Source organism: Streptomyces sp. IBSBF 3136, from assembly GCF_036815105.1.
Lineage (GTDB): Bacteria > Actinomycetota > Actinomycetes > Streptomycetales > Streptomycetaceae > Streptomyces.
The window spans coordinates 1-12249 of record NZ_JAJSZC010000087.1 but is presented as its reverse complement, the minus strand read 5'-3'; the positions used below and the strand labels follow the sequence as shown (position 1 = coordinate 12249).

At 72.9% G+C, this 12249-nt stretch carries 11 protein-coding genes; 8 read left to right on the top strand and 3 right to left on the bottom strand.

Annotation, left to right across the window (positions count from 1 at the left end; translation table 11 throughout):
* Position 1: 1 nt before the first annotated feature.
* Positions 2–823: a serine hydrolase domain-containing protein gene (locus tag V7E45_RS19840; RefSeq protein ID WP_333775525.1), complete on the top strand. Its 822-nt coding sequence runs from the start codon at positions 2–4 to the stop codon at positions 821–823.
* 45 nt (positions 824–868) lie between these two features.
* Here V7E45_RS19840 and V7E45_RS19835 read toward each other — a convergent pair whose 3' ends face one another.
* Positions 869–1522: a pirin family protein gene (locus V7E45_RS19835; protein ID WP_333775542.1), complete on the bottom strand. Its 654-nt coding sequence runs from the start codon at positions 1520–1522 to the stop codon at positions 869–871.
* A gap of 108 nt (positions 1523–1630) precedes the next feature.
* Here V7E45_RS19835 and fasR point away from each other — a divergent pair, with 108 nt between their 5' ends.
* From fasR to fabF, 5 genes are all read left to right on the top strand, one after another.
* A complete protein-coding gene (gene fasR / locus V7E45_RS19830) occupies positions 1631–2836 on the top strand; it encodes a fatty acid biosynthesis transcriptional regulator FasR (RefSeq protein ID WP_333775523.1) in 1206 nt (401 codons plus the stop codon).
* An 89-nt stretch (positions 2837–2925) separates the two neighbouring features.
* Positions 2926–3858 (top strand): ACP S-malonyltransferase, encoded by a 933-nt coding sequence (locus V7E45_RS19825; protein WP_333775522.1) that lies wholly within the window; start codon positions 2926–2928, stop codon positions 3856–3858.
* Between the two features lie 15 nt (positions 3859–3873).
* Positions 3874–4929, top strand: a complete 1056-nt coding sequence (locus V7E45_RS19820; RefSeq protein WP_333775521.1) for a ketoacyl-ACP synthase III — start codon at positions 3874–3876, stop codon at positions 4927–4929.
* Positions 4930–5009: 80 nt separating this feature from the next.
* Positions 5010–5258 carry an acyl carrier protein gene (locus V7E45_RS19815; RefSeq protein WP_133921367.1) on the top strand — a complete coding sequence of 83 codons (249 nt, stop codon included), beginning with the start codon at positions 5010–5012 and terminating at the stop codon, positions 5256–5258.
* Positions 5259–5343: 85 nt separating this feature from the next.
* The gene (gene fabF, locus V7E45_RS19810) at positions 5344–6606 is read left to right on the top strand and encodes a beta-ketoacyl-ACP synthase II (protein ID WP_333775520.1); all 1263 of its coding nucleotides are present in this window, start codon (positions 5344–5346) and stop codon (positions 6604–6606) included.
* 77 nt (positions 6607–6683) lie between these two features.
* Here fabF and V7E45_RS19805 read toward each other — a convergent pair whose 3' ends face one another.
* Positions 6684–7178 carry a DUF3145 domain-containing protein gene (locus tag V7E45_RS19805; RefSeq protein ID WP_333775519.1) on the bottom strand — a complete coding sequence of 165 codons (495 nt, stop codon included), beginning with the start codon at positions 7176–7178 and terminating at the stop codon, positions 6684–6686.
* A gap of 256 nt (positions 7179–7434) precedes the next feature.
* Here V7E45_RS19805 and V7E45_RS19800 point away from each other — a divergent pair, with 256 nt between their 5' ends.
* Both V7E45_RS19800 and V7E45_RS19795 read left to right on the top strand, forming a co-directional pair.
* A complete protein-coding gene (locus V7E45_RS19800; RefSeq protein WP_333775518.1) occupies positions 7435–8337 on the top strand; it encodes an SGNH/GDSL hydrolase family protein in 903 nt (300 codons plus the stop codon).
* Positions 8338–8352: 15 nt separating this feature from the next.
* On the top strand, positions 8353–9324 hold the full coding sequence (locus V7E45_RS19795; protein ID WP_333775517.1) for an aldose epimerase family protein: 972 nt from the start codon (positions 8353–8355) through the stop codon (positions 9322–9324).
* A gap of 106 nt (positions 9325–9430) precedes the next feature.
* On the opposite strand, the gene V7E45_RS19790 is transcribed toward V7E45_RS19795, so the two are convergent.
* Positions 9431–11878, bottom strand: a complete 2448-nt coding sequence (locus V7E45_RS19790) for a beta-glucosidase H (RefSeq protein ID WP_443056101.1) — start codon at positions 11876–11878, stop codon at positions 9431–9433.
* Positions 11879–12249: the final 371 nt, after the last annotated feature.

Sequence of the window (12249 nt, the reverse complement as noted above, 5' to 3'; positions counted from 1 at the left end):
CATGTCGTTGCAGAGTCTGGCGCTGATCGAGAACTGGCCCGTCCCCACCGCCGCCGCGGGTGTCGTCCGGGCGGACGGAACCGTCCTCGGGACGCACGGGCCCGCCGGACACCGCTTCCCGCTGGCCTCGGTGACCAAGCCGCTCGCCGCTTACGCGGCGCTCGTCGCGTACGAGGAGGGCGCCGTCGAGCTGGACGAACCGGCCGGGCCGCCCGGATCGACCGTCCGTCATCTGCTCGCGCACACCTCCGGGCTGGCCTTCGACGAGCACCGGGTGATGGCCCCGCCCGGGGAGCGCCGGCTGTACTCCAACGCCGGGTTCGAGCAGCTCGGGGACCACATCGCCAAGGCGACGGACATCCCGTTCGCGGAGTACCTGCGGCAGGCGGTGCTGGCGCCGCTGGGGATGACGGCGACCTCGCTGGAGGGCTCCCCCGCGAAGGACGGCGTCTCCACGGTCGAGGACCTGCTGCGGTTCGCGGCGGAGGTGCAGGCGCCGCGGCTGCTGGATCCGCGGACCGTGGCCGAGGCGATGAGCACGCAGTACCCGGGGACCAAGGGGGTGCTGCCGGGCTACGGGCACCAGAACCCGAACGACTGGGGGCTGGGCTTCGAGATCCGGGACGCCAAGTCGCCGCACTGGACGGGCGGTTCCTCCTCGCCCCGGACCTTCGGGCACTTCGGTCAGTCCGGTACGTTCCTGTGGATCGACCCGGACGCGGGGCTGGCCGCGGTCGCCCTGACGGACCGGGCGTTCGGGCCCTGGGCGATCGAGGCGTGGCCCGCGTTCACCGACGCCGTGCTGGCCTCCTCGCGGGGCTGATCCCGCCAGCGGCGGCGGGCGCCACGGCCCCGCCGGCCGCGGGTGTCAGGCCGCCATCTCCCACAGCAGCAGTTCCGCCGCCGTGACGCCCACCGCGGCCAGGCCCCGCTCCCCGGTGATCCGCGCCGAGTCCCCGGGGCCGAGGCGCTCCACGCCGAGGACGACCTCCCCGCGCACCACGTGCGCGTAGACCTGCGCGGCGTCCGGCACCGCCGTCCGCTCGCCCGGGGCCAGCCGCCGCACGTGCAGCATCGCCCCCGCGGCCGGGACGGCGTACGGGGTGGCGTCCGCGATGCCCGGGACGATGTCGTACGACGGCTCCCCGCCCGGCGCCAGCGGCGCGAGCCACATCTGCACGAAGGTCAGCGGGCGGTCGGAGTCGTTGCGCTCCGCGTGCCGGACGCCCGCCGCGGCGCCGAGGTGCTGGACGTCGCCGGGCCTGACCCTGCTCTCGCGGCCGGTGGAGTCGCGGTGGGTCAGCTCGCCCTCGACCACCCAGGTCACGATCTCGGTGTGGCTGTGCGGGTGCTCATCGAAGCCCGCGCCGGGCGCGAGCCGCTCCTCGTTGCAGGCGATCACCGCCCCGAAGCGCAGGTTGCCGGGGTCGTAGTGCGGGCCGAAGGAGAAGGCGTGGCGGGTGTCGATCCCGGCCTCCGGGTCCCCTCCGCGATAGCGCTCCGCGGCGCGCCGTACGTCCATCACGGGCACCACCGTAGACCGCGCCGGGGACCGCCGCCGGTCCCGCGGCCCACCCGCCCGCGACCCCGGCGGCACACGCTCCCGTCCGGATAAGGCAGTCTTGTCCCCGTGCCCGAACCCGTAACCCGTCACAGCGACCCCGCAGCACGCCCCGCCCATCCGCACATGGCGACCCTGAAGCGGCTGGAGAAGTCCTCCGGGAGCCTCGCCGCGCAGGCCATCGCGCGCATGGACGAGACGCTTTCGTGGTACCGGGCCATGCCCCCGGAGAACCGTTCCTGGATCGGGCTCGTGGCCCAGGCGGGCATCGCGGCCTTCACCGAGTGGTTCCGGCACCCCGACGCGCCCCAGGCGATCTCCACGGACGTCTTCGGGACGGCGCCCCGCGAGCTGACCCGGGCCATCACGCTGCGGCAGACCGTCGAGATGGTGCGGACCACCATCGAGGTGATGGAGTCCGCCATCGACGAGGTCGCGGCCCCGGGCGACGAGAGCGTGCTGCGCGAGGCGCTGCTGGTGTACGCGCGGGAGATCGCCTTCGCGACCGCGCAGGTCTACGCGCAGGCCGCCGAGGCACGCGGTGCCTGGGACGCGCGCCTGGAGTCGCTGGTCGTCAACGCCGTGCTCAGCGGTGAGGCCGACGAGGGCGCCGTGAGCCGGGCCGCCGCGCTCGGCTGGAACTCCCCGGAGCACGTGTGCGTGGTGCTCGGGACCGCGCCCGACGGGGACAGCGAGCTGACCGTCGAGGCCATCCGGCGGGCCGCCCGCCACGCCAAGCTCCAGGTGCTCACCGGGGTGCTCGGGGACCGGCTCGTCGTCATCGCGGGCGGCAACCCCAACCCGCTGGCCGTGGCCAGGTCGCTGATCGGGCCGTACGCCGCCGGACCGGTGGTGGCCGGTCCCGTCGTGCCCGACCTGCTGGCCGCGACCCGCTCCGCGCAGGCCGCCGCGGCCGGGCTGAAGGCGTGTTCCGCCTGGCAGGACGCTCCGCGCCCGGTGCTGGCGGACGATCTGCTGCCGGAGCGCGCCATGGCGGGCGATCCGAGCGCCCGCGAGCAGTTGGTGGAGGAGATCTACAGACCGCTGGAGGAGGCGGGCTCGGCACTCCTGGAAACCCTGAGTGTCTACCTGGAGCAGGCGAGCAGCCTGGAGGGCGCGGCCAGGATGCTCTTCGTTCACCCGAACACCGTGCGCTACCGGCTCCGACGTGTGACAGACGTCACCGGCTGGTCGCCTTCGGATGTACGATCCGCGTTCACACTGCGGATCGCGCTGATCCTGGGGCGTCTGGCTGATGGAGACGCCCAACCCTAGGCTTTTGTCGGGGGCCCACAAAAGCCCCCCGTGTTCTTCGTCCCTGTCCCCACGGGCGGCCGCGGCCGTCCCCAAGAGAGAGTGTGAGAGTGCTCGTACTCGTCGCTCCCGGCCAGGGTGCCCAGACGCCCGGCTTCCTGACTCCCTGGCTCGACCTCCCCGGTGCCTCGGACCGCGTCGCCGCGTGGTCGGAGGCCATCGGTCTGGACCTGGTCCACTACGGCACCCAGGCCGACGCGGACGCCATCCGCGACACCGCGGTGGCCCAGCCGCTGCTGGTCGCCGCCGGGATCCTGTCCGCCGCGGCACTCGGTGACATCGCCGACCTCGCCCCGGGCGCGGTCGCCGGCCACAGCGTCGGTGAGATCACCGCCGCCGCCTTCGCGGGCGTCCTCGACGACACCGCCGCGCTCGGTCTGGTGCGCAAGCGGGGTCTGGCCATGGCCGACGCCGCCGCCATCACCGAGACCGGCATGTCGGCGCTGCTCGGCGGTGACCCCGACGTCTCCGTCGCGCACCTGGAGAAGCTGGGCCTGACCCCGGCGAACATCAACGGCGCCGGCCAGATCGTCGCGGCCGGCACGCTGGAGCAGCTCGCCGCGCTGAACGAGGACATGCCCGAGGGCGTCCGCAAGGTCGTCGCGCTCAAGGTCGCCGGCGCCTTCCACACCCGGCACATGGCCCCCGCCGTGGAGACGCTGGCCGAGGCGGCCGCGGCGCTGGCGCCCGCCGACCCGAAGATCACCTACGTCTCCAACAAGGACGGCCGGACCGTCGCGACCGGCGCCGAGGTGCTGGAGCGGCTGGTCGGCCAGGTCGCCAACCCGGTGCGCTGGGACCTGTGCATGGAGACGTTCAAGGCGCTGGGCGTCACCGCGCTCATCGAGGTGTGCCCGGGCGGCACGCTGACCGGCCTGGCCAAGCGGGCCCTGCCCGGTGTCAGGACGCTCGCCCTGAAGACCCCCGACGATCTCGACGCGGCCCGTGCGCTCATCGCCGAGCACACCGACGCTGACGCCTAAGGAGCCGTACCGACCATGGCGAAGATCAAGCCCAGCAAGGGCGCCCCGTACGCGCGCATCCTCGGCGTCGGCGGCTACCGCCCGACCCGGGTCGTGCCCAACGAGGTGATCCTGGAGAAGATCGACTCGTCCGACGAGTGGATCCGTTCGCGCTCCGGCATCGAGACCCGGCACTGGGCGGGCCCCGAGGAGACGGTCGCCGCGATGTCCCTCGAGGCCGCCGGCAAGGCGATCGCCGACGCGGGCATCACCGCCGAGCAGATCGGCGCCGTGGTCGTCTCCACCGTCTCGCACTTCGCCCAGACGCCGGCCGTCGCCACCGAGATCGCCGACAAGCTGGGCACCCACAAGGCCGCCGCCTTCGACATCTCGGCGGGCTGCGCGGGCTTCGGCTACGGCCTCACGCTCGCCAAGGGCATGGTGGTGGAGGGCTCCGCCGAGTACGTGCTGGTCCTCGGTGTGGAGCGGCTCAGCGACCTGACCGACCTGGAGGACCGGGCCACGGCCTTCCTGTTCGGTGACGGTGCCGGCGCGGTCGTGGTGGGCCCCTCCAAGGAGCCGGCGATCGGCCCGACCGTCTGGGGCTCCGAGGGCGACAAGTCCGGGACCATCAAGCAGACCGTCACGTGGGACCGGTTCTTCCCCAACGCCCGGCTCAACTCGGGCGGGGACACCCCCGCGGACCTGCCCGTCGACACCGAGGGCAACATCAAGTTCCCTGCGATCACGCAGGAGGGCCAGGCGGTGTTCCGCTGGGCCGTGTTCGAGATGGCGAAGGTCGCCCAGCAGGCGCTGGACGCGGCCGGGATCACCGCGGACGAACTGGACGTCTTCATCCCGCACCAGGCCAACGTGCGGATCATCGACTCGATGGTGAAGACGCTGAAACTGCCGGAGCACGTCACGGTCGCCCGTGACATCCGCACCACCGGCAACACGTCGGCCGCCTCGATCCCGCTCGCGATGGAGCGGCTCCTGGCGACCGGCGAGGCGAAGAGCGGCGACACCGCGCTCGTCATCGGATTCGGGGCGGGTCTCGTCTACGCCGCCACGGTCGTTACCCTCCCCTAGGCACTCCGTGCCGGATCATGCGATCCGGCAGGGGACAACTGCCACAAACCGTCTGGAACATCGAAGAAGGAGCGCCTGACATGGCCGCCACTCAGGAAGAGATCGTCGCCGGTCTCGCCGAGATCGTGAACGAGATCGCCGGGATCCCCACCGAGGACGTCCAGCTGGACAAGTCCTTCACCGACGACCTGGACGTCGACTCGCTGTCCATGGTCGAGGTCGTCGTCGCCGCCGAGGAGCGCTTCGACGTGAAGATCCCGGACGAGGACGTCAAGAACCTCAAGACCGTTGGTGACGCCACCAACTACATCCTCAAGCACCAGGCCTGAGTCACCCTTAGGCCGCCAGGCTGCTAGGCCCCGCCACCCGGCGGTGGCGCCGTAGAATCCCGTATCCGTTGGAGAAAGAATTCCCGTGAGCCCGACCAATCGCACCGTGGTCGTCACCGGTATCGGCGCAACCACACCGCTGGGTGGCGACGTAGCTTCGACCTGGGAGGCCCTCGTCGCCGGCCGGTCCGGCGTGAGCCTCCTGGAGCAGGACTGGGCGACCGAGCTGCCGGTCCGCATCGCCGCGCAGATCGCCGTCGAGCCGGGGGAGATCATCCCCCGCCCGCAGGCCCGCAAGCTGGACCGGTCCGCGCAGTTCGCGCTGATCGCCGCTCAGGAGGCCTGGAAGGACGCCGGCTTCACCGCCAAGGCCGGTGAGGACGCGTCCGTGAACCCGGACCGTCTCGGTGCGGTCATCGCCTCCGGCATCGGTGGCGTGACGACGCTCCTGGACCAGTACGACATCCTCAAGGAGAAGGGCGTACGCCGCGTCTCCCCGCACACCGTGCCGATGCTGATGCCCAACTCCCCGGCGGCCAACGTCGGTATCGAGCTGGGTGCCCGCGCCGGTGTGCACACCCCCGTCTCGGCCTGCGCCTCGGGCGCTGAGGCCATCGGGTACGCGATCGAGATGATCCGCACCGGGCGTGCGGACGTGGTCGTGGCCGGTGGCACCGAGGCCGCCATCCACCCGCTGCCGATCGCCGCGTTCGGCAACATGATGGCGATGTCCAAGAACAACGACGACCCGCAGGGCGCGTCCCGCCCGTACGACTCCGGCCGTGACGGCTTCGTGCTCGGCGAGGGCGCCGGCGTGATCGTCCTGGAGTCCGAGGAGCACGCGAAGGCCCGCGGCGCCCGGATCTACGCGGAGGCGGTCGGCCAGGGCATCTCCGCCGACAGCCACCACATCACGCAGCCCGAGCCGTCCGGCAACGGCATCGCGCACGCGCTGCAGAACCTGCTGGACAACACCGACCTGAAGCCGGCCGAGATCGTGCACGTGAACGCGCACGCCACCTCGACGCCGCAGGGTGACGTCGCGGAGATCAAGGCGCTGCGCAAGGTGTTCGGCGACGACGTCGACCACATGGCCATCTCCGCGACCAAGTCGATGACCGGTCACCTGCTCGGTGGTGCCGGTGGCATCGAGACCGTCGCGTCGATCCTGGCGCTGGTCAACCGCACGGCTCCGCCGACCATCAACGTGCGCGAGCTGGACGCCGAGGTCAACGCGGACGTGGTCGTCGGCGAGCCCCGGTCGCTGCCCGAGGGCCGTATCGCCGCGCTGAACGACTCGTTCGGCTTCGGCGGGCACAACGTGGTGCTGGCGTTCCGCACCGTCTGAGCGTACGAGGAAGGGCCCCCACCGGCCGGTGGGGGCCCTTCCTCGTATCCGCTTCCGGGCGTTCGCGGCGGTCGGACTCAGACGACCTGGTGCAGCCAGCGCACCGGGGCGCCCTCCCCCGCGTACCTGAACGGCTCCAGCTCGTCGTCCCAGGGCTTGCCGAGGAGTCTGGACACCTCGGCCTCCAGGTCGGTCTCCTCGCGCCGGCTGCGCTGCAGGGCCGCGCGCAGGCGGTCCTCGGGGATGAGGATGTCGCCGTGGATGCCGGTGACGGCGTGGAAGATGCCCAGTTCGGGGGTGCAGCTGTAGCGCTCGCCCTCGGCGGTGGGGCAGGGCTCGGCGGTCACCTCGAAGCGCAGCAGGTGCCAGCCGCGCAGTGCGGAGGCGAGCTTGGAGGCCGTGCCGACCTCGCCCTGCCAGGAGAACTCCGAGCGCCAGGTGCCGGGGGCCGCGGGCTGCCGGATCCAGTCCAGGCTGACGCGTGTGCCGAGCACCCCGGCCACGGCCCACTCGACGTGCGGACACAGCGCGCGCGGCGCGGAGTGCACGTACAGAACTCCACGTGTCGTCACCGGAACCTCCGGGCAGAGCGGGACATCTTGCGGACTGGCGGGGCGGCAGTGGCACGACGGCCGCGTTGATGGCGAGGCTACCTTGCGCGGGCGCAAGGAGTGTGACGTACCGTCGGTCCCGGTGCCAGGAAACTCCCGCCATTCACCCAGGGGGACGCTTGTACGGGGGTGCGCCGTTCCAAGGTCCACCGCCGGGAACCCTCGCACGTTGTCATGGGAGTGAGCAGTACACCGTCGACCGAGGGGACCAGCAAGGATGCGGAAGCGAGGGCTCCGTGCGCGGGCCGCACTCGCCGTCGTGGTGACGGCCGTGCTGGCGACGGCCGGGTGTGACGCCTTCGGTGGGGGCGGCGCGGACGGCACGAAGGACCCCGGGGCCGGCGCGTCCCGTTCCGCCTCAAGACCGTCGCCGGTGTGGAACCGCAGCCCTGACTCGATCGCCGCGGTCGGTGACTCCATCACCCGCGGTTTCGACGCCTGCGCGGTGCTCTCCGACTGCCCGGAGGTGTCGTGGGCGACGGGCAGTGACGCCGGGGTCGACAGCCTGGCGGTGCGGCTGCTGGGCGCGGCGGGCGCCGCCGGGCACAGCTGGAACTACGCGGAGACCGGCGCCCGGATGTCCGACCTGCCGGGCCAGATGGCCCGGGCGGCCGCCCGCGGCCCGCAGCTGGTGACGGTGATGGTCGGGGCGAACGACGCGTGCCGTTCGTCGGCCTCCGCCATGACGCCGGTGGCCGACTTCCGCGCGGGTTTCGAGGAGTCCCTGGCGACCTTGCGGGCGACGCTGCCGAAGGCGCAGGTGTACGTGGCGAGCGTGCCGAACCTGAAGCGGCTGTGGTCGCAGGGGCGGACGAATCCGCTGGGCAAGCAGGTGTGGAAGCTGGGCATCTGCCCGTCGATGCTGAGCGACGCCGACGATCTCACCCGGGCGGCCGTGGTGCGGCGGGACACGGTGCAGCAGCGGGTGGAGGAGTACAACGAGGTGCTGGCGGACGTCTGCGGCAAGGACCGCCGCTGCCGCTTCGACCGCAACGCCGTGTTCGACTACCGCTTCGACACCGAACAGCTCAGCCACTGGGACTGGTTCCACCCCAGCCGGGACGGGCAGGCCCGACTCGCCGAGATCGCCTACCGCACGGTGACCGCGGTGAAACCGTGACCTAGGGTTTCCCACATGAGTGAACTCTTCGGCACATTTTCCGACGGCACCCCGGTGCACCGCTGGACGCTGGAGCGGTCCGGGGTGCGGGTGCGCGTGCTGTCGTACGGCGGGATCGTCCAGTCGGTCGAGGTGCCGGGCCGGGACGGGCGCACGGCGGACGTGGTGCTGGGGTTCGCCGGGCTCGACGGCTATCTGGAGCATCCGGAGCCGTTCCTCGGGGCGCTGGTCGGCCGGTACGCCAACCGCATCGGGGGTGCCCGCTTCACACTGGAGGGCCGCACCCGCACGCTGACGGCGAACGACGGGCCCAACTCACTGCACGGCGGTGAGCGCGGCTTCGACAAGCGGGTGTGGGACGCCGAGCCGGTCGAGCACGGGGTGCGGCTGAGCCGGGTGAGCCCGGACGGCGAGGAGGGGTTCCCGGGCCGGCTGGAGGTGGCGGCGACGTACACGCTTCAGGAGTCCGGCGCGCTGCGGATCGCCTACGAGGCCGTCACGGACGCGCCGACCGTCGTGAACCTCACCAACCACACGTACTGGAACCTGGCCGGTTCCGGCGGCGCGGGCGGTCACGAGCTGCGGCTGGCCGCCTCCCGGTACACCCCGGTCGGGCCGGACCTGATCCCGGCCGGCGTCTCGCAGGACGTGACCGGTTCGCGTTTCGACTTCCGCACGGCACACAAGGTGGGCTCCGGCTACGACCACAACATGGTGCTGGACAAGGGCGTGACCGGGACGGCCGAGGAGGTCGCCGAGCTGTACGACCCGATGTCCGGACGCGTGCTCACGGTGGCCACGACGGAGCCGGGCCTGCAGCTCTACACCGGCGACCACCTGGCCGAGCCGTTCGCCCCGAACGACGGCATCGCCCTGGAGACCCAGCACTACCCGGACTCGCCCAACCGCCCGGACTTCCCGACCACCGAGCTGCGCCCGGGAGAGGTCTTCCGGTCCGAGACGGTGTACGGCTTCTCGGTGCGCTAGCCGGGCTCCGAGACGGAGTACGGCTTCCCGGTGCGCCGGCCGGCCCCGAGCCCCGGTCCGGGGGTCAGGTCCCGGACCGGGGCTGCTCGTGGGGACTTGTCCCGGATCAGACGTTAATCGGCGCGGTCAGTCTGCGGTCCGTGATCGAGCGGCCGGCGGCGATCTCGTACGAACCCTTCACAACTACCCAGTCCTTCGCCGTCTCGTCCCAGACCTCGAAGGCGCGGCGGGGCAGCTCGACGCTCACCTCGACGCTCTCGCCGGGTCCGGCCTCGGCGCCCGCGAACCCGGCCGGCCGGCGGGCCGGGCGCCCGGCGCGGGGCTCCTCGGGGGCCAGGTAGAGCTGCACGACCTCCCGGCCGGGCCGGGTGCCGGTGTTGCGGACGCGGACGCGCGCGGTGGTGCCGTCGACCTCCAGGGACTCGTAGGTCCAGTCGGTGTAGCCGAGGCCGTGCCCGAAGGGGTACGCGGGGGTGCGGCCGGCCTTCTCCCAGGCGGCGTGGCCGATGAACAGGTCCTCGGTGTAGGGCAGCCGGCCGTCCACGGGGACGACCTGGGTGACGGGGGCGTCGGCGAGTGATCCCCAGGTGGTGGGGAGCCGGCCGCCGGGTTCGTGCGCGCCGGTCAGCACGTCGGCGAGGGCGGCGCCGCCCTCCTGGCCGGGGAACCAGGTCAGCAGCACGGCGGCGACCTCCTCCCGCCAGGGCAGTTCGACCGGGGAGCCGGAGTTGACGACCACCACGGTGTTCGGGTTGGCGGCGGCGACGGCGCGGACCAGGTCGTCCTGGCGGCCGGGCAGCCCGAGGTCGGTGCGGTCGAAGCCCTCGGACTCGACGCGGTCGGTGGTGGCGACCACGACGACGGCCGTGTCGGCGCGGCGGGCGGCTACGACGGCCTCCGCGATCAGCTCGTCCGGGTCGCGCCGCGGGGCGGAGTGGGCGAGGGCGAAGGTGACGACCTTCATGGGGAGGTCCTCGGGGAGCCGGACCACGTAGGTGAGGGAGACGTCGACGGTGCGGCCCGCCGTGAGCTCGGTCCGGGCGCGCGGCACGGGGGCGGCGAAGAACGCCTCGAACGGCCCGTCCTCGCCGGGGCGCTGGACGTCGTCGTAGTACGTCGTGCCGTCGACGGTCAGGGTGAACGCGCCCATGCCCCGGACGCCGAAGGTGTGCGGTCCCGACTCGCGGGGGGTGAAGGTGCCGGTCAGCTCGACGGTGTGGAGGGTGTCGTGGGTGACGCCGTCGGGCAGGTCGGTACCCATCCACTGGATCAGCCCGTTGGGCGCCGAGGCGGTGCCGAGGACGTCCCCGGCGGCGTCGCGGCAGACCGCGCGGAGGGCGAATCCCTCGTCGGCGACGGCGAGTTCGGTGGACGGGTGGGCGCCGACGGCGTAGTCGAGCGCGCCCTCGGGGAGGGCGGCGGTGAGGCCGTCGAGCGGGGAGACGATCCGGGCCGGGAAGACGGTGGCGGAGCCGCCGCCGAGGATGCGGGCCTCGCGGGCGGCGCCGCCGATCAGGGCCACGGTGCCTGGCTTCAGCGGGAGCGCGCCGCGCTCGTTGCGGACGAGGACGAAGGAGCGGCGGGCGATCTCCCGGGCCAGGGCCTCGCCGTCGACGGGCGCGGGCGGTTCGGTGACCACCGGGTCGGCGCCGTCCAGGACACCGACGCGGGCCGCGAGGCGCAGCACCCGGCGTACGGCGGCGTCGACGGCCCTCTCGCTGACCCGGCCGTCCCGGACGGCCCGGGCGAGGGCCTCGCCGTACACCGTGTCGGGGCCCGGCATGGCGACGTCGAGACCGCCCTCGACGGCGCCCACGGTGTCGCGGGCGGCCGTCCAGTCGGAGACGTTGACGCCGTCGAAGCCCCACTCGCCGCGCAGGATCTCCTGGACCAGGTGACGGTGCTCGGTCATGGTCGTGCCGTTGACCGAGTTGTAGGCGGTCATGACGCCCCAGGGGCGGGCGCGTTCGACGATGGTCTCGAAGGGGGCCAGGTACAGCTCGCGCAGGGCGCGTTCGGAGACCAGGTTGTCGACGGTGAAGCGGTCGGTCTCGGCGTCGTTGGCGACGAAGTGCTTGACGGTGGTGCCGACGCCGCCGGACTGGACGCCGGTGACGTAGCCGCTGCCGATCTCGCCGGTCAGGTGGGGGTCCTCGCTGTAGGCCTCGAAGTGGCGGCCGCCGAGCGGGGAGCGGTGCAGGTTGACGGTGGGGGCGAGCAGGACGTGGACGCCCTTGCGGCGGGCCTCCTGGGCGAGCAGCACGCCCGCGCGGCGGGCGAGTTCCGGGTCCCAGGCGGCGGCGAGCGCGGTGGGCGAGGGCAGGGCGACGGAGGGGTCGTCCGCGGTCCAGCGCACCCCTCGGACGCCGATCGGGCCGTCGGACATGACCAGGGACCGCAGGCCGATCTCCGGCAGGGCGGGCAGCGTCCACATGTCCTGACCGGCCAGCAGCCGCGTCTTGGCGTCGAGGCCGAGCCGTCCCAGCGCGGCCTCCACGACCGCCTCGCGGGCCTCGTCCCCCTGTGCCTGGCGTGCCTTGTCCGTCTCCGCCACGGTGGTACCTCCTCGCTGAAGTCCCTCTGGGTCCCTCGCCATCCTGCACCGCGGGGGCGGTCGCTCCGTCGAGCGGGAAAGGGCGCTCCGGTGCGCGGGAAAGGGCGCTCCGGTGCGCGGGATTCGGCCGGGACGCACGGCGTCCACCGTCCTCACGCGTGGCAGGATCGGCGCCGGAACGGCACTTCCACACCCCCTGACGGAAGGAACCGAACTCCTTTGACTGCCTTACGCGTTCGTCTCGGCATGCTCGGGCTGGCCCTGCTGGCCGGGCTGGCCGCCCCCGGGGCCGCGCCCGCCGCCACGGCCGCCGCGCCGGCGGCCCCCTACACCGCCCCCCAACCGCACGAGAACGGCCGGGCCAACAACCG

Excerpts from the sequence above, each read along its gene's own strand:
- V7E45_RS19835 (WP_333775542.1), bottom strand. The coding sequence starts at position 1,522 with ATGGACGTACGGCGCGCCGCGGAGCGCTATCGCGGAGGGGACCCGGAG.
- V7E45_RS19815 (WP_133921367.1), top strand. The coding sequence starts at position 5,010 with ATGGCCGCCACTCAGGAAGAGATCGTCGCCGGTCTCGCCGAGATCGTG.
- V7E45_RS19795 (WP_333775517.1), top strand. The coding sequence starts at position 8,353 with ATGAGTGAACTCTTCGGCACATTTTCCGACGGCACCCCGGTGCACCGC.
- V7E45_RS19800 (WP_333775518.1), top strand. The coding sequence starts at position 7,435 with ATGCGGAAGCGAGGGCTCCGTGCGCGGGCCGCACTCGCCGTCGTGGTG.
- V7E45_RS19840 (WP_333775525.1), top strand. The coding sequence starts at position 2 with ATGTCGTTGCAGAGTCTGGCGCTGATCGAGAACTGGCCCGTCCCCACC.
- V7E45_RS19820 (WP_333775521.1), top strand. The coding sequence starts at position 3,874 with ATGGCGAAGATCAAGCCCAGCAAGGGCGCCCCGTACGCGCGCATCCTC.